At 60.6% G+C, this 17684-nt stretch carries 12 protein-coding genes; 10 read left to right on the forward strand and 2 right to left on the reverse strand.

Features of this window, described 5'->3' with window-relative positions:
- Both ABYO54_RS03620 and ABYO54_RS03625 read right to left on the reverse strand, forming a co-directional pair.
- Positions 1–750 (reverse strand): glycosyltransferase (locus tag ABYO54_RS03620; RefSeq protein ID WP_372806877.1); only part of this gene is annotated, 750 nt, incomplete at its 3' end.
- A complete protein-coding gene (locus tag ABYO54_RS03625) occupies positions 750–1709 on the reverse strand; it encodes a glycosyltransferase family 2 protein (RefSeq protein ID WP_372806878.1) in 960 nt (319 codons plus the stop codon). The genes ABYO54_RS03625 and ABYO54_RS03620, both read right to left, overlap by 1 nt.
- Positions 1710–2041: 332 nt before the next feature.
- Here ABYO54_RS03625 and ABYO54_RS03630 point away from each other — a divergent pair, with 332 nt between their 5' ends.
- The 10 genes from ABYO54_RS03630 to ABYO54_RS03675 form a co-directional block, all read left to right on the forward strand.
- Positions 2042–5662, forward strand: a complete 3621-nt coding sequence (locus ABYO54_RS03630; RefSeq protein WP_372806879.1) for an Ig-like domain-containing protein — start codon at positions 2042–2044, stop codon at positions 5660–5662.
- A gap of 164 nt (positions 5663–5826) precedes the next feature.
- Positions 5827–6108 (forward strand): HU family DNA-binding protein, encoded by a 282-nt coding sequence (locus ABYO54_RS03635; protein WP_372806880.1) that lies wholly within the window; start codon positions 5827–5829, stop codon positions 6106–6108.
- Between the two features lie 46 nt (positions 6109–6154).
- Positions 6155–7396 carry a histidine--tRNA ligase gene (gene hisS / locus ABYO54_RS03640; protein WP_372806881.1) on the forward strand — a complete coding sequence of 414 codons (1242 nt, stop codon included), beginning with the start codon at positions 6155–6157 and terminating at the stop codon, positions 7394–7396.
- Positions 7397–7467: 71 nt separating this feature from the next.
- Positions 7468–9261, forward strand: a complete 1794-nt coding sequence (gene aspS / locus ABYO54_RS03645) for an aspartate--tRNA ligase (RefSeq protein WP_372806882.1) — start codon at positions 7468–7470, stop codon at positions 9259–9261.
- A gap of 244 nt (positions 9262–9505) precedes the next feature.
- Complete coding sequence (locus ABYO54_RS03650; RefSeq protein WP_372806883.1) at positions 9506–11323, forward strand: NAD(P)H-dependent oxidoreductase subunit E; 1818 nt, start codon at positions 9506–9508, stop codon at positions 11321–11323.
- Between the two features lie 9 nt (positions 11324–11332).
- The gene (locus ABYO54_RS03655; RefSeq protein ID WP_372806884.1) at positions 11333–12040 is read left to right on the forward strand and encodes a 2Fe-2S iron-sulfur cluster-binding protein; all 708 of its coding nucleotides are present in this window, start codon (positions 11333–11335) and stop codon (positions 12038–12040) included.
- Entirely contained in the window at positions 12037–12582 is a 546-nt protein-coding gene (locus tag ABYO54_RS03660) for an NADP oxidoreductase (RefSeq protein ID WP_372806885.1), read from the forward strand. The genes ABYO54_RS03655 and ABYO54_RS03660 overlap by 4 nt, the downstream gene beginning before the upstream one ends.
- Positions 12583–12647: 65 nt before the next feature.
- A complete protein-coding gene (locus ABYO54_RS03665; protein WP_372806886.1) occupies positions 12648–14078 on the forward strand; it encodes a Ni/Fe hydrogenase subunit alpha in 1431 nt (476 codons plus the stop codon).
- An 87-nt stretch (positions 14079–14165) separates the two neighbouring features.
- A complete protein-coding gene (locus ABYO54_RS03670) occupies positions 14166–14609 on the forward strand; it encodes a hydrogenase maturation protease (RefSeq protein ID WP_372806887.1) in 444 nt (147 codons plus the stop codon).
- Between the two features lie 365 nt (positions 14610–14974).
- A partial coding sequence (locus ABYO54_RS03675; protein ID WP_372806888.1) for a tol-pal system YbgF family protein occupies positions 14975–17684 on the forward strand: 2710 nt, incomplete at its 3' end.

A 17684-nucleotide genomic window follows, 5' to 3' on the forward strand; every position in this document is an offset into this window, starting at 1 on the left:
CGGCGGGCCGACCAGCACGAGGGTGGCGTCGGCGCCCAGCTTTGCGTTGCTGAACGCGCGAACCAGCACCGAGAGGTTCTTCTGTTTGGCGGTGCGGCCAAGGTGAATCACGTAATACCCGGCCGGATCCAGCTTCAGGTGGTTCCGGCTGTCGGCCCGGGATGGCGGATTCGTGAAGTCCTGTAGGTCGACCGGGTTCGGGATCTTGATGATGTGCTTGGCCCGCCGGGCCGCCCGCCACGACGTTTCTTCTTCCCAGTCCGCCGTAATATGGATGCCGTATACGCACCACAGGTTGATTTTCTCCATGGTGTGGAACAGCACCTGTTTGAGCGCCGGCATCCGGGTGAAGTGGTAATCGCCGTAATGGCTCCGGCAACTGATGAGGGCCGGCTTCTTGCGCATCTTGGAGATGACCGCCCCGAAAAACGTGGTGAAATTCCAGACCCCGTTCAGGTGGATGACATCGTGCTGCGGCGCGTTTTTGTAAAGCTTCCATAGGGTCTTCGGAATGAGACCCAATCCCCAGAACCCGATCGATTTCGAGACATGTACGGTTATGCTCTCATGCAGGTAGAAGCGCTCGGGCGTGTAGGGCATCGCCTTGCTGTCGCCGATATAGAGGGTAACCTTGTGTCCGGCGGCCGCCATGAGTTTGGCCTGCTGGGCCATGGAGCGCGGCATGCCGCCCCCTTGCGAGGAAAGCATCATTCCGACGATCGCGATATCGTATTTACGTTCAGTTCCCATTATGTCGACCGCAGGTTGGTTTGTTTGATCAGGTAGAGCGGGCGGTCCTTGATTTCGTCGAAGACGCGGCGGATGTACTGGCCGAGAATGCCCATGCAAAGCATCTGCAGGCCGGAAACGAAGAAGATGGCCAAGGTCAGGTAGGTGGTGCCTTCGTGAGGCGGCGGTCCCGCCTGGATGAAGTTCCACATGATAAACAGGTAGATGCCGATGCTGATCGACAGCGTGCAGAGCAGGGTGCCCAGATAGAAAATAAACCGCAGCGGGGTGCCGCTGAACGAGGTGATGGCGTTGAGCGCCAGGGCGATGGATTTGACGAGCGGGTATTTGGTGACCCCGGCGTGGCGCGCGTCCCGCACGTATTCCACGGTGGTTTGGCTGAAGCCGATCCACGAGGCCAGGCCGCGCATGTAGCGGTGCTGCTCGGGCATCGAGTTGAGTGCGTCGAGTGCCTTGCGCCCCAGCAGGCGGAAATCCCCCGCATCGACGGTCATCTCGATTTCGGTGATTTGGCTCATGAGGCGGTAGAACACGTGCGCCAGAAGCTTCTTGAGCCCGGACTCGCCCTTCCGTTCGGAGCGGACGGCATGGACCACCTCGTAGCCCGCTTTCCATTTGACGATCATGTCGGCAATCACCTCGGGCGGATCCTGCAGGTCGGCGTCGATGATCACCGCGGCATCGCCGGTGCAGCGGTTCATGCCGGCGGTGATGGCGCGCTGATGCCCGAAATTGCGCGAAAGCTGGATGTATTTTACCGCCGGATCCTTCGCGGCGGTCGCCAGGACCCACGGCAGGCTGCCGTCGGTGCTGCCGTCGTCGATGAACACAAACTCCGGCTCTTCTTCCAGCGCGGCGAAAACCTGGGTGCAACGCTCGTAGAGGAGCGGCAGGTTTTCCTGCTCGTTCAGGAAGGGCACGATAATGGATACCCGCTTGGTTTCGGAATTAGCATTCATGGGCTCCATAATGTCGGTTCGGCCCCGCGCATGCAATCCCCGCATCGCCTGTTTTTCTGCCCCGTTCCCCGCCGGAATCCTCTTCCATCCGCCGGATGATCCGCTCCGCACCGGTGGATCCGCAGTCAGGATGCGTCGGGGGTGGGGAAGAGGAGCGTCCGCCTCGGCAAAAGGGCGGACGTTTTCGTTTCATGGCGTATTCGCGCGCCTTCCTCTTTCCCGGCATTTGTTTCGAACCACCCGATTGGCTAGGTAGGCGCAAAACGAGCGATCGACTATCTTCTGGATAGTAGTCGGGGTGGGATTATCCGCTTTGCAGCAGGGAGATGGAGATGAGTAAATTTTCGATGATGGTGGTTTCTGGGTGGTTGGTCGTTTCGGTTCGGGCGGCGTTGGTCTGGCAGGGGGGCGACCTATTCACGGAATCCTCCTGGTTGGACGACCGCGGTGCGGTGCCGCCCGAGGGGGCCATCGAGTCCAATGTTGCCCTTGCGGCCGATACCGGGGCGGAGAAACTGGTGCTGATTTCTTCCGGCACGTCATCGCCGACGAATTTCACCGGCAACTTCCATGTGGCCAACAACAGCGTCTCCCTGTCCGACGCCATGGTCTTAAGCGCCGACGTTGCGGATATTGCGGCGGGCAACGGGCAATTGAAGAGCACGTGGGCGGGGGCCGGGCAGGTCTTGACCGTGTCGAACGGCGCCCTTCTCCAAGTGGGGGATGTCCGCAACTTCGGGACGGTTCTGGTGGATGGGGCAACGGTAAACCTGACCCGCTATATCACAACCAGTTCGTCCACGGGCGTCGATCTCGCCATCGCCAACGGCAGCTCCTTCTCGGCCGGCTACATCTCGGGCTATGCCAACGCGACGGTCGATGCCTCCAGTTCCATGACCCTGACCGATCCCGCGAATCCGTTGCGCAACAACCTTTACCTCGGCGAAGGCGCGCAGCTGACGCTGGTGGATGCGGGCATGTTCGCCACCGAGGCCGCCCAGATTTTTGTCGATGGAATGTGCTATGCCAACAACGGTTTGGTTCTCGAAATCGAAGGAAACACGGCCACGGCGGTGGCCTATGGCGGTCCCGTCTTCGGCTCGCCGTTCCAGAACGGAATGGTGCTCCAGCGCGGTAAAACGATTCAGGTTTGGGGAACGTCCAATCCTTCCAACACGGTGTCGGTCTCGATCGATGGAACCTCTGCCGAAGGCGTGGCCGACGCCGAGGGCAATTGGAGCGTGGAACTGCCCGCCCTGTCGGCGGGCGGCCCTTTCGAGTTGGTTGCGGTCGGCGCCGGATGGACCAATACCCTGACCGACGTGCTGGTCGGCGACGTCTGGATCGCCTTCGGCCAGTCCAACATGGTTCGCCCGCTCAGCGAAATGACCAACAAGCAGGCCTATATCGACGACATTTCCACCAACCGCATGATCCGCTGCCTTGAAATTGTCCAGGATGCGGCCCTGACCCCGCAGAGCGAGGGATCGATGACGTGGCGCGACAACTCCGACCCCGGAAGCTGGGGCGCGGTTGCGGCGGTGTTTGCCCACCAGATGCACGCGGGCAGCGGCGTGCCGACCGCGGTTGTCTGGGCGGGCTGGGGCAGCTCGTCGATCGAAGGCTGGATGCCGGTCGAAATGACCAATGGCTTCCCGCACTTTGCTGCGATGATGGAGCATTATCAAAGCATCGGCGAGTACAACGACGGTGACGCCACCTCGTCGCGGTTGCCGTCCGGCTATTCCTCGAATCTCGAAGGGATCGCCGCCATGATCAACGGCGAAACCGCTTGGGATGACATCTTCATCCGCACCCGTCCCAACATCATCTACAACCAGCGCATCCATCCGTTGCGCAACTTCGGCATTTCCGGTTTTGTCTGGTATCAGGGCGAGGCGAACGCCGGCACCCCGGAGAACGTTGCCCAGTACGGGTTCACGCTCCCGGCCTTCGTGACGGAATACCGCGAACGGTTCGGCCAGGGCGACCTGCCGTTTCTGGGCGTGCAGTTGCCGTCGTACAACAGCACCTATTGGGCCTGGTTCCGCGAGTCGCAGGGCCGGGTCGCGGCGCTGGAAAATGCCTATGTGGCGGTAACGATCGATACGGGGCTGTCGAGCAACATTCATCCCTACGACAAGGAGCCGATCGGCCGGCGCCTCGCGCTGCTGGGCCGCAAATATGCGCTCGGCGAAGACATTGTCGCCCACGGCCCGACCTTTGAATCGATGTCGATCGAAGGCGGCGCGGTCACGATCGGTTTTAGCGCCGCAACCGGGTTGACGACCGATGACGCGGCGGCGCCTTCCGCCTTCGAACTGGCCGGGGCGGACCAGGTTTGGTACGCCGCCACCGACGCTGCCATCAGCGGCACGAATGTCGTCGTCAGCTCCTCGTCGGTTGCCGCGCCGGTTGCCGTGCGCTACGCATGGCTGGCCTTTGCGAAGGACAGCATCAATCTGGTGAACGGCGCCGGCCTGCCCGCCGCGCCGTTCCGGACCGACAACTGGGCGATGCCCGGCCTCGGGGCACAGGCGCCGATGGCGGTGAACGATTCGTATGCAACCTACGCGAACCAGGCGCTGACGGTGCCGGCGGAAGGTGTGCTCGAAAACGATATCGATCTGAATCGCGATCCGCTCTCCGCCTCGCTGGTCAGCGGTACCGCCCATGGGTCCCTCGCGCTCGCGTCGGACGGTTCGTTCTCCTACGTCCCGAACCCGAACTACATCGGCTACGACTCCTTTGTCTACACCTCCTCGGACGGGGCGTTGTCGGAGGATGCAACCGTGTCGATCGCCGTCTATGCCCTGGGCGGCGCGCCCGCGTTCACCACGAATGCGATCTCCGCATCCACGGCTTACGCGGACGTTGAATACACCGCTTCGATCGCCGCTTATGCCTTCGGGCCCGACGATATGGTATTCAGCCGGGTCAGCGGCCCCGGGTGGCTCGCGGTTTCCGCTTCGGGCGCTTTGAGCGGTTCGCCGGGAAGCGCGGATGCCGGCCTCAACGAATTCGTGGTGGAAGTTTCGGACGGCGAAGGGCGGACGGACCGGGCGGCGCTGACGATCGAGGTGATCGACGTCGACGTTCTCTACGACGATACCTTCGACGGCGACGGCCTGGCCGTGAACAGCGCGATCGGCGGCGGCTTGATTAACAAGACCTGGTATGGCTCGGGTTGGGTCGACGATGGAAACCTGACCGCTCCGAGCACGTCCACGGCGTGGTACCGCTCGTTGGTCTATTCCGAATCCTCTTTTGCGGTAAGCAACGGCTTCACCCTGGACGTGGTGTTCGACATTGCGAAAACCGCGATTTCCGGGGACCAGCGGACCACGGCGACCTTCGGATTGGTTTCGGAGGAGATTGCCGTGGCGGATATGGATTTCATGTTCAGCCGCGATGCGGAGATCTACGGGATCGGCATGAGTCTCGCGGAGGGCCTCACCGACGGGGTCGGCGTGCAGGGGTTGCACCTGGATACGGGAACCCTTACCCCGCTGAGCAACGCCCTGACCGTCACGACGGGAACCGGCAAAACGTTCACCCTGACGGTGACGCCTGACGGTAGTTGGTCCTATGGCATCGACGGCGCGGAGCCTACGACCGGAACCGGGCTGGTTTTCGACCTGGCGAAAAGCTTCCGGTTCGCCGCCTATGTCAGGCAGGATCCCGGCCTCGCCATCCGGCGCGTATCGCTTCGCCCGGTTGCCGGCGTGTCGGAGGAGGGGGATATCGCCTTTGAGATGCTCCCGGGAACTTCGCAGATGAAGTTCGCCTGGGCCAGCCGGTCCGGCGTCTCCTATGTCCTCGAGTCGACCGGGGACCTGGTTGATGGACCGTGGTCGATCGTCACCAATCTCTCCGGAACCGGGAGCACCCTTTCGGTGACCGAGGAGCTGGACCAGACCAACCGCTTCTATCGGGTCTATTGGGCGGAATGATCCGCCCTGCGGCGGGATAAGGAGCGGCTGGAAACCCGTCTAATCCACTAATTTGCACCAGATTAACTTGACCGAGTTTCGAGGCGGACTATTATCCGTGGTTCATTTTTTGGAAAGCAGTCCCACGACTTATTGAAACGTCTAAAACGCAAGGAGATAGATAAATGACGAAAAGAGATTTGGTAATGCGCATCGCGGAAGAAACCGGGCTTATCCAGCAGGATGTTTACGCCGTCATCCAGAAGTCCCTCGACTACATCGTGGAGGCCCTCGAAAACGACGATACCGTCGAGTTCCGCAACTTCGGTGTGTTCGAAGTCCGCGAACGCAAACAGCGCATCGGTCGCAACCCCAACAAGCCCGAAAACGTCGTTACTATCCCGTCCCGCAAAGTCGTCAAGTTCAAGCCCGGCAAGATCATGCGCGAGCGTATCACGGGTCAATAAGCCGTCTGGCTTGGAGTTAGAATTTAGAGTTCGGGGTTTTCAACCAATGGCTTCCAACGAGTTCCAACCGCTTCAGGGCATGTCCGATATCCAGGCGCCGGAGATTTATCTTTGGCGCATGATGGAGGAGCGCGCGCGCGCCCTCTTCACTTGCTACGGCTACGAAGAACTGCGCACGCCCGTTCTTGAAAAACTGTCCGTCTTTCAGCGCTCGCTCGGCGACACCACCGACGTGGTCAAAAAGGAGATGTATTCCTTCAAGCCCAGCAAGCACGAGATTGCCATGCGCCCGGAAGGCACCGCCGGAACCATCCGCCACTTGGCGGGGCGCGGCGAGGAAGGGCTCAATGCCCGCGTCTTCTACATCGCCCCGATGTTCCGCTACGAGCGCCCGCAGGCCGGCCGCAAACGCCAGTTCCATCAGGTCGGCGTCGAGGCCACCGGCGAGGCCAATCCGCTGGCCGATGCCGAGTGCATCGCGCTCCAGAAAAGCCTGCTCGATTCGTGGGGGCTGACCGGATCCAAAATCCAGATCAGCACCCGGGGCGAACCGTCCGACCGCAAGCCCGTCGCCGACGGTCTGCGCGATGCGCTGCGCCCCTTTGAACAGGAGCTGTGCGAGGATTGCCAACGCCGCATCGACGAAAACGTATTGCGCGTCATCGACTGCAAGAACCCCGACTGCCAGCAGATTGTCGACCGGATTCCGTCCGCCATCGAATTCATGAGCGAGACCTCGCGGGCCTATCTCGACCAGGTCGTCGCGGCTCTCGATTCGATGGGGATTGAAGTGGTGGTCAACCCGAAGCTGATTCGCGGGCTCGACTACTACGTCCACACGGTCTGGGAAATCAGCCACTCGGCCCTCGGTGCGCAGGACGCACTGGCCGGGGGCGGGCGCTACGAAATCGCCCTCGGCAAAAAGGCCATTCCCGGCGTGGGGTTCGCGGTGGGGTTCGAGCGGGCCATCATGGCGCTCGAAGCCTGCGGCATCACCGCCGGACAGTTCGCCCCCCAGGGCGGCGTGTGGCTGGTTTCGTTGGGCGAGGCCGCACTGGCCGAAAACATGAAGCTCGCCGCCGAGCTGCGCGCCAAGGGCGTCCGCTGCGGCATCGAGCTCGCCGCCAAGAGCATGAAAGCCCAGATGCGCAAGGCCGACCGCTCCGGCGCCGGCAAGGTGATCATCCGCGGGGACCAGGAGCTCGAAAAGGGGATCGCCCAGGTCAAAAACATGGCCGAAGGAACGCAACAGGATTTAACCATAGAAGAAATTTTACGAGACGCGTGACGATTGATCCGTGATGCCCGAGCGATCGGGAATCGCGTTTTCCGCCCCACGTTTCTCTCAAGGAGATTATCATGCACAGATACAGGACACACAACTGCGGCGAACTGAGAAGAGAACACGTTCACTCGATCGTCAAGCTTTCCGGCTGGGTCAACAGCGTACGCGACCACGGCGGCATCATCTTCATCGACCTGCGCGACCACTACGGCCTGACCCAGATCGTCATCGATCCGTCGCAGCCCTTCTACAAGGGCGTCGAGCACTGGCGCGTGGAATCCACCATCTGTTTTACCGGCCAAGTGGTCGACCGTATTCCGGACGCCATCAACCCCAAGCTCGCAACCGGCGAGATCGAAGTCGTTGCCAAAGAGATGGAAACCCTCGGCGAATCCAAGGTGATCCCGTTCCAGGTCGCGAAGGACGAGGAGTGCAACGAATCGCTTCGGCTGGAATACCGCTTCCTCGATATGCGCCGCGCAAGCCTGCACAACAACCTGATCCTCCGCTCCAAGGTGATCGCCCGCATCCGCGAGCTGATGACCGCCGAAGGCTTCATGGAAATGCAGACGCCGATCCTCACCAGCAGCTCGCCCGAAGGCGCGCGCGACTACCTCGTGCCGAGCCGCGTCCATCCCGGCAAGTTCTACGCCCTGCCGCAGGCGCCCCAGCAGTTCAAGCAGCTGTTGATGACCTCCGGCTTCGACCGCTATTTCCAGATCGCCCCCTGCTTCCGCGACGAAGACGCCCGCGCCGACCGTTCGCCCGGCGAGTTCTACCAGCTCGATATGGAGCTCGCGTTCGCCACGCAGGACGACGTCTTCGAAGTCAACGAAAAGGTGCTGCACCAAATCTTCACCGAGTTTTCCAGCAAGCAGGTCGACGATATTCCGTTCACGCGGCTTCCCTATCTGGAAGCGATGGAAAAGTACGGCACCGACAAGCCGGACCTCCGCAACCCGCTCATCATGCAGGATGCCACCGAGCTGTTCCGCAACTGCGACTTCAAGGCCTTTGCCGGGGTTGTGGCATCGGGCGGCGTCGTGAAAACCATCGCCGCCAAGGGTTGCGCCGGCGAGTCGCGCAAGTTCTTCGACGACATGATCAAGTTCGCCCAGTCCGTCGGCTCCAAGGGGCTCGGCTATCTGCGCTGGAACGACGGCGAAGTCCAGAGCCCGATCGCCAAGTTCCTTTCCGAGGAAACCCTCGACGCACTCAAGCAATTGGGCGGCGTCGGCGATGGCGACGTCATGTTCTTTGTCGCCGACAAGGCGAAGGAAGCCACCGAAATCGGCGGCGCCGTGCGTGTCGAGCTCGGCAAACGCCTTGGCTTGATTGATCCGGACGTCTTCAAGTTCTGCTGGATCGTCGATTTCCCGATGTACGAACTCGACGACGAGGGCAAGGTCGAGTTCTCGCACAACCCGTTCTCCATGCCGCAAGGCGGAATGGACGACCTGCTCAACAAGGATCCGCTCGAAATCCTCGCCTACCAGTACGACATCGTCTGCAACGGCGTCGAGCTCTCCTCCGGCGCCGTGCGTAACCACAGCCCGGAAATGATGATCAAGGCGTTCGATATCGCGGGCTACGACAAAGCGGTCGTCGAAAGCAAGTTCCCGGCGCTCTACAAGGCGTTCCAGTACGGCGCGCCGCCGCACGCCGGCATCGCCCCGGGCGTCGACCGCATGATCATGCTGCTGGCCAACGAACCGAACATCCGCGAGGTCATCGCGTTCCCGATGAACCAGAAGGCGCAGGACCTCCTGATGAATGCGCCGGGCGAGGTCGAGTTCAACCAGATCCGCGACCTCCACCTCCGCCTCCACCTGCCCAAAAAGGTCGAGAAGGAAGCCGAAGAAAAATAGCCGATCCCCAATGCGCGGGCCCGCCCGCGCTTGCAAAGCGGCGTCAGGCCGCCGCGCCCCGAACGTCAAACCGCCCCTTCAACCGGGCGGTTTTTTTTGTGGCGGGGCCCCATGCGCAACCTACTCGGATCTCGTCTAAAGTCGCGGGTTGGAAGGAGGGCGGGCAATGAATTCTTGCCGGCGCGCGCATTAATCGATATTTTTGCATCGGTTTCGAAGCCGGGCTATGCCCAAGGAGGCGTCCATGAGTGGCGATCAGGCACGGATGATCAAGGAGATCTGCGGGAAATACGGGAACGACCGCGCACGGTTGATGGATATCGTCCAAGCGGTGCAGGAGGCCATCGGCCATGTTCCGCGCGAAGCCTTCGGCCTGATTGCGCAGGAGGCCAACACCCACCACGTCGAGGTCGAAAGCGTCGTTTCATTCTACTCCTTCCTTTCCGACCAAAAGAAGGGCGACGTCGTCATTCGCCTTTGCGACGACATTATCGACCGCTTCCAAGGCGGCGAGCAGGTCGGCGAAGCGCTCTGCAAGGAATTGGGCATCGGGTTCGGCGAAACGACGGCCGACGGCGGCATGACGCTGGAAAAGACGCCGTGCATCGGCATGAGCGACCAGGCCCCGGCCATGATGGTCAACGACACCGTGGTCACCAACCTGACGCCGGGAGCCATTCCCGGCATCCTCCGGCAGTTGATGGAGAATCCGGATCCGCAGGCGCTGGTTTGCGAAACGGGCGACGGCAACAATTCCGATCCGTTGGTCCGGGCCATGGTGAACAACAATATCCGCGAAGCCGGCCCGGTGATTCTTTCGGACTACCGCAAAGACAGCGGCCTGCGCAAGGCGCTGACCCAGACGCCGCTGGAAGTGATCGAGGACGTGAAGACCTCCGGCCTGCGCGGCCGCGGCGGTGCGGGCTTTTTGACCGGGCTGAAGTGGGAATTGACGCGGCAGTCGCCGGGCACGGATAAGTTCGTGCTTTGCAATGCCGACGAAGGCGAGCCCGGCACCTTCAAGGACCGGGTGCTGTTGACCGAACGGGCCGATCTGGTGCTCGAGGGCATGACGATCGCGGCCTACGCCATCGGTGCGGAAACCGGCATCATCTACCTGCGCGGCGAGTATGCCTATCTGCGCGCCTTCCTCGAAGACAAGATGAACCAACGCCGCGCTGCCCGGCTGCTCGGCAACAATATCCTGGGCAACGAGGGCTTTAATTTCGACGTCCGCATCCAGATGGGTGCCGGCGCCTATGTGTGCGGCGAGGAGACGTCCTTGATCAGCTCGTGCGAAGGCACCCGCGGCGACCCGACCGACCGGACGCCTTTTCCCGTGGTGAAGGGCTACATGGTTTCGCCGACCGCGGTGAACAACGTGGAGAGCTATTGCTGCGCCGCGCGCATCATGGACAAGGGGCCGGGCTGGTTCTCCGGGATCGGCACCGAGCGCAGCGCGGGCTCCAAGCTGCTCAGCGTCTGCGGCGACTGCGAGCGCCCGGGCATCTACGAGGTGCCGTTCGGCACCAAGCTGGGCGATATCCTGCAACGCGCCGGCGCGGAGGACGTCGCCTGCGTCTGCGTGGGTGGCCCGTCCGGGCAGATGGTCGGTCCCGCGCAGTTCGGCCTCGGCATCAGCTACGAGGAGCTCTCGACGGGCGGATCGATGATGGTCTTCAGCAACCAGCGCGACATTCTCGAGGTGGCCGACGCCTTCATGGAATTTTTCGTGGATGAAAGTTGCGGCTACTGCGTCCCGTGCCGCGTCGGCAACGTCCTGCTCAAAAGCCGCCTGGCCCGCGTCCGCAAGGGCGAGGGGTCGCGGGCCGACCTCGACTATCTCCAGCGGCTAGGCGAGAGCGTCAAGTTCATGAGCCGGTGCGGATTGGGGCAAACCTCGCCCAACCCCATCCTTTCCACGCTGAAAAACTTCCGGCCCGTCTACAACGCGCTGGTGAAGGAGAACGGCGACGGTTTGCAAAAGTCGTTCAACATCATGAAGGCGGTCGAGGATGCCAGCGCCATTGCCGGCCGACGGTCCGAGATCTTCCACGCATAGGAGGCAACCATGAACGATACGGTGAAAATTACGATCGATGGGCGGGAAATCGAAGCCAAGCCGGGGCAGACGATTTTGGAGGCGGCGGACGCCGAGGGCATCTATATTCCGCGCCTCTGCTCGCATCCGGACCTCAAGCCGATCGGTAGCTGCCGCGTCTGCACGGTGATCTGCGACGGGCGGCCGCAGGCGGCGTGCGTGAAGCCCGTGATGGACGGGATGGTGATCGAAAGCGAGACGCCGGAGCTGTTGCAGCACCGCCGAAACATCATCGACATGATGTTCGTGGAAGGGAACCACTTCTGCATGTTTTGCGAAAAGAGCGGCAATTGCGAGCTGCAGGCGCTGGCCTACCGCTTCGGCATCACGGCGCCCCAGTATCCGTTCCAGTTTCCGGAAAAGGATGTCGATGCGTCGCACCCGGACATCATGCTCGACCACAACCGCTGCATTATGTGCGCGCGCTGCGTGCGCGCCTCGCAGGAGCTCGACGGCAAGAACGTCTTCCAGTCGATCGGCCGCGGGTTCGATCGGAAGATCGGCGTCAACGGCGAAAAGGCGCTGGTCGACACCGATATGGCGGTTTCCGACCGCGCGGCGGACATCTGCCCGGTCGGTTGCATCATCAAGAAACGCGTTGGTTTCGAGATTCCGGTGGGAAAACGGAAATTCGACCAGAATCCGATCGGTTCGGAAATCGAGGGGGTGCGGTCATGAGCAAGCCAAGGGTTGCCACCACGTCGTTGGCCGGGTGTTTCGGCTGCCACATGTCGCTACTCGACATCGACGAGCGCATTCTCCAGTTGATCGAGCTGGTCGATTTCGACCGCTCGCCGGTGGACGACATCAAGCATATTTCGCAGCGTTGCGCCGTTGGGCTGATCGAGGGCGGATGCTGCAACGAGGAAAACGTGCATGTGCTCCACGAGTTCCGCAAAAACTGCGATGTGCTGATCTCGTTCGGCGACTGCGCCACCATGGGCGGCATTCCGGCCATGCGGAACAATATCCCGCTGGAGGAGTGCATCAACGAGGCCTACCTCGACGGACCGACCGTCTACAATCCGGCGGGCATCGTGCCGCAGGATCCGGAAATCCCGTTGCTGCTGGACAAGGTCTATCCCTGCCACGAAGTGGTGAAGATCGATTATTTTCTGCCGGGTTGCCCGCCTTCGGCCGACACCCTCTGGGCGGCGCTTACCGCGCTGCTGGGCGGCAAGCCCGTCGAGCTGCCGTACGAACTGCTGAAATACGACTGAAACGTTTTGGAGTGCGGTGGCAACCACCGGCCGACACCGCTTTACTCGATTGTGAGGTAAACATCATGACCATGAAAAAAATCACGATAGAGCCTGTAACCCGAGTCGAGGGCCACGGCAAGGTGACGATCCTGCTGGACGACAACGGGGACGTGAGCCAGGCCCGGTTGCATATTGTCGAGTTCCGGGGGTTCGAGCGTTTTATCCAGGGCCGGCCTTATTGGGAGGTGCCGGTACTGGTGCAGCGCCTATGCGGCATCTGCCCGGTCAGCCACCACTTGGCGGCGGCCAAGGCGATGGACGGCATCGTCGGCGTCGATCGGTTGACGCCGACGGCGGAAAAGATGCGGCGACTGATGCACTATGGCCAGATGTTCCAGAGCCATGCGCTCCATTTCTTCCACTTGGTTTCCCCCGATCTGCTCTTCGGATTCGATGCCGATCCGCTGGAGCGCAACGTGATCGGCGTGGCCCGCAAATTCCCGGATCTGGCGGTGCAGGGCGTGATGATGCGCAAGTATGGCCAGGAAATCATCAAGGCCACCGCCGGGAAAAAAATCCATGGCACGGGCGCGGTGCCGGGCGGCATCAACAAAAACCTTTCCATCGCGGAGCGCGACGGGTTCCTCCGGGAGATCGACCAGATGCTCGAATGGTGCCGGGCATCGCTCAAGATCGCCAAGGACTACACGCTCGAGCATCTCGGCGAATTGGCCGACTTTGGCTCGTTCGATTCCAACCACCTCTGCCTCGTCCGCGACGATGGCGCGATGGACCTCTACCACGGCAACCTGCGGGCGATCACCAAGGATGGCGACACGATTTTCGATCAGGTCGATTATCAGGGCTATTTCAAATACATCGCCGAAGAGGTGCGGCCGTGGTCCTATATGAAGTTCCCGTTCATTTCCAAGCTGGGGCCGGAAACGGGGTGGTACCGCGTCGGGCCGCTGGCGCGCGTCAATGCCTGCGACTTCATCGACACCCCCGAGGCCGAGGCCGCCCGCAAGGATTTTCTCTCCGTCACCGACGGCAAGCCGAACAACATCACGATGGCCTACCACTGGGCGCGCATGATCGAGCTGCTGCATGCCGGCGAAAAGATCCGCGACCTGCTCAACGATCCCGATTTGCAAGGCACCGACCTGATGGCCAAGGGCGAGCGGAGAGGGGAGTCGGTCGGTTTGATCGAGGCGCCGCGCGGCACCTTGTTCCACCATTACAAGGTCGATGAAAACGACCAGGTGACGATGGCAAACCTGATTGTTTCGACCACCCACAACAACACGCCGATGAATCTGGCGGTGGAGGGCGTCGCGCGGAAATACCTCTCCGGCGCGGAAATCACCGAAGGTCTGCTCAACCGGGTGGAAGTGGCCATCCGCGCCTACGATCCGTGCCTCTCCTGCGCCACCCACGCCATGGGCCAGATGCCGCTTATCGTCGAACTCGAGGACGCCGCCGGCAACACCCTTGATCGCCGCGTCCGGGATTGATCCGGCAAATAGGATGCCGCATGAAAAATGCCCGCCGCGCGCCGCGGACGCAATTGTTTCTGAACCGTTATGTCGTATCTTGAGTGGATGAAAATTCTGGTCATAGGCTATGGGAACCCGGGGCGGCTCGACGATGGATTGGGGCCCGCGTTTGCCGAGAAGGTGCAGGCGTTCGAGCTACCCGGCGTCACGGTCGAGTCGAACTACCAGCTCAACATCGAAGACGCCGAGTCGATGTCCCGCTACGATGCGGTGGTTTTTGCCGATGCCTCCGTTGACGCGCCGGAACCCTTCGAGTTCAAACCGCTGGAGGCGACGCCACCGGTGGTGGGTTTTTCCAGCCACAGCATCACGGCGGAGTCATTGGCGGGGTTGGCCCGGGAGCTGTTCGGGGCAAATCCGCGCTCTTATTCCATGGCGATTCGCGGATATGAGTTCAATGCCTTCGGCGAACAGTTGTCCGGCCGGGCCGTGCAGAATCTCGCCGCGGCCGGCGAATTTTTCCGATCGTGGGCCTCCCCGGTTTCTTAATCCGCTATTGGGCACTGTTTTACGGCCTTTGGCGCCGCTCGCTGTTGAAAGCGAATCAACATTGGACGTTGCCGGGATTGCGTTTCGCCCCATTTAATTTAAAAAAATGGTCTTTCAATTGAATGGCGATGGGCCTATATCTGTGTGGTCTGTTTGTAAAATCAGGGCAAGGAAATCAATTGAGGGGTCGTAGCTTCCGGCAATGTGGCCGGGACTGGTTTCCCGATCGTTTCGGCGGTTGGGATGGTTGGTGATTGCTTAACCGTTAGATTCGGGATTTATCGATGTGCTTTAAAAATAAGAAACGCTCATTCATCTTTTCGCTGGTAGTGGCGTCAATGTTTTTTGGTGCGGTGGCAAATGTCATGGCCAAGAAGGACGAGCCGACGCCGACCGAGGTTCTAAAAAAAGCCCTGGTGGCGATGGAGGCCGGGAAGTTCGATGACGCCGTGGTCTCGATGTACACCTATCTTGGCATGGTCGAGGATTCCGAGATGCCGGGCGTTATTGCCATCGCACAGGATACCCGCTTCAAATTGGCCGTGCTCCTGATCAAGGCCGAACGCATCGAGGAGGCCGCCGCCGTTCTCCAGAACTACATCGATCTTCCGTTGGCGGAAAAGCCGCGGCAGGCGATGAAGATGCTCGCCACCTGCTATTTCGACATCGAGGCCTATGAGGAATGCGTTACGGCAGTCACCAATGCGCTGTACTACAACGACAACCCGGTGGTCGAGGCCCGCAAGGTCGTCAAGGGCGAAGACTCGAAAGAGGATAAGTTCAAGATTCTTGACGACAAAGATCCCGAACCCGATTACACCCAGGACGAGCTGACGACGCTCTACATGACGTTGGCGGAGTCGTATTACAACCTCAACAAGTGGGAGGAGTGTATCGACCCTTATTCCTACGTGATCGGGCACACGCACAGCGATCAGCGCAAGGGCTACTCCATCATGCAGGTGATCAATGCCTTGATCTCGATTCCGTCGTTCGACCGCATCCTGGAATGGGTGCCGCAACTTTACCGGACCGATGCGCGGTACGATATCCGCGTCAACCTCGCGCTGATCAATGCCGCCGCCGCCCTCTATGACGCGGGCGAGTACGACAGTGCCTTGCCGCTCTACCGCATGATTCTCCCGCGCGAAGAGGTTTTGGCCTTCCAGGAAAACAAAATGCGCGAGATCCGCATCGCCCACGGCCTGCCGCCCGAGGAAGGCGCCGAACTGACGGCAGACGATCTCCTGCTCTTCGGTGCTGCCGACGAACGCACGGCCAAAACCGAAGAGAAGAATGTCAAAACGGGATTGCTGGACGAAAAGCCGAAGGAGCTGGTCGAACTCGAAAACCTGATCATCGCGCTGAAAGATCTCGACCCTTACGAAATTCACGTCAAATACCGCATGGCCGACCTCTACAAAACGGTCGAGCGCCATTGGGAAGGCGTGAAGTTTTTCGATATCGTCTTTGCCGCCGAACCGGAAAGCGAAGTGGGGGAACGGTCGATCTACGAAATCATCGACACGCTCATCGAGAGTCTCAACGAGATTAAGGAAGCGCAGGAGCGCGCCTTCGCCTATATGGGCAAATACAAAAAGGGCATTACCCCGCGCCAGATCGCCTACATGCTGACGGGGCACTACCAGAAGCATGAGGAGTGGGCTTCCGTGAAGCCGATCAAGCCCTACCTCGACGGCTTCGTTCGCTCCGACGACCCGCTCATCATCAAATACGATACCGAACTCTACTTCATGCAGGCCATTGCCGATCTGGTCCAGCAAAAGTATGCCGAAGCGGAGGCGGGCTTCAAATACGTGCTCGACGAATTCCCCGGGTCGCATCAGGAAGCCAACTGCCTTTACTGGTACGGCATGTCGCAGGTGTTCCAGCAGAAGTATGCCGAAGCCTACCCCCATTTCGAAACCTATCTCTCGCGGTTCCCGTCCGAACCGTTTGTCGACGAGTGCCACTATGAGGCGGGAATCTGCCTCTTCGGGCAGGAAAAATATGCCGAGGCGATGAAACGCTTCACCTACGTGATCGATACCTTCCCGGGGTCTTCGGTCTATCCCGAAGCCTGCAGCATGCGCGGCGATATCTACGGTGCCGGCGATGTCTACGAGGAAAAGGATTACCTCGACCGGGCGCTGGCCGATTACGAACGCGCCTACGCCAAATCCACGAAAATCAACCAAGCGACGTATTCCACCTTCCAGGCCGCGGAAATCTACGAAGCGGAAGACAAGTACGACGACATCCTGCGCGTTGTGAAACGCTACGAAAGCGATCCCCGTTGGGTTGGCCAGGCCGACGTGGCCAAGGCCCTCTTCTGGATCGGCAAGACCCGGATCCAGCAAAAGCTCTACGACGAAGCCGTTTCGACCTATCTCGACGCCATCGTGAAATATGGCGGCGATCTCCGGCAGGACGGCGTCGACCTGATGATTGCCGAACTCGTCAAGATCACGGCGATCTATCTCGATACCGAGCAAACCGAAGAACTCAAGAAACAGCTCAATTCCGCGTTGGAAACCTCGCAGAACGAAACGCTGAAACTGCGGTTGCGCGTCACCCTGGCCAAGCTCGACAAAGCCGAGATCCAACTCGGCGAAACGTTGCTCAAGGAGCTTCCCGACTTGGAAAGCGCTCCGCCGCCCGTGCTCGCCTGCATCTGCGATGCCTCGTTTGCAAAGAAGGACTACTCCCGTGCCGCGGAATTGCTCCAGATCTTCCACGACAAGTTCGAGGATTCCGAATACATGCGCGCCGCCTACAAGCTGCGGGGCTATGGCCAATATGCCGAGAAGGACTACGAGGGCGCCCTCCAGACGATTTCCGATGCTCAGGGGCTCTACGGAACCGAATTCGATGTGGCCTGGGCGCAGCTGATGAAAGCCCAAATCCTGTTGGATCAAGGCAAGATCGATGGCGAAGACGGCGCCCGCACGGCCAACATGAACATTCTGAATGTGCCGGCATGGCGCGGCGTTCCCGTTGCACAGGCCACCTTCCAGCTGGGGCAGGTCGAGGAGGCCGCCGGAAACCTCAAGAAGGCGTTTGCTTGGTACCAGC

It is taken from the genome of Pontiella sp. (genome assembly GCF_041622395.1).
Classification (GTDB): Bacteria; Verrucomicrobiota; Kiritimatiellia; order Kiritimatiellales; family Pontiellaceae; genus Pontiella.

Bases quoted from the DNA above. Each gene is read 5' to 3' on its own strand.
- ABYO54_RS03660 (WP_372806885.1), top strand. From the start codon at position 12,037: ATGAGCAAGCCAAGGGTTGCCACCACGTCGTTGGCCGGGTGTTTCGGC.
- hisS (WP_372806881.1), top strand. From the start codon at position 6,155: ATGGCTTCCAACGAGTTCCAACCGCTTCAGGGCATGTCCGATATCCAG.
- ABYO54_RS03670 (WP_372806887.1), top strand. From the start codon at position 14,166: ATGAAAATTCTGGTCATAGGCTATGGGAACCCGGGGCGGCTCGACGAT.
- ABYO54_RS03635 (WP_372806880.1), top strand. From the start codon at position 5,827: ATGACGAAAAGAGATTTGGTAATGCGCATCGCGGAAGAAACCGGGCTT.
- ABYO54_RS03655 (WP_372806884.1), top strand. From the start codon at position 11,333: ATGAACGATACGGTGAAAATTACGATCGATGGGCGGGAAATCGAAGCC.
- ABYO54_RS03630 (WP_372806879.1), top strand. From the start codon at position 2,042: ATGAGTAAATTTTCGATGATGGTGGTTTCTGGGTGGTTGGTCGTTTCG.
- ABYO54_RS03665 (WP_372806886.1), top strand. From the start codon at position 12,648: ATGACCATGAAAAAAATCACGATAGAGCCTGTAACCCGAGTCGAGGGC.
- ABYO54_RS03650 (WP_372806883.1), top strand. From the start codon at position 9,506: ATGAGTGGCGATCAGGCACGGATGATCAAGGAGATCTGCGGGAAATAC.
- aspS (WP_372806882.1), top strand. From the start codon at position 7,468: ATGCACAGATACAGGACACACAACTGCGGCGAACTGAGAAGAGAACAC.
- ABYO54_RS03625 (WP_372806878.1), bottom strand. From the start codon at position 1,709: ATGAATGCTAATTCCGAAACCAAGCGGGTATCCATTATCGTGCCCTTC.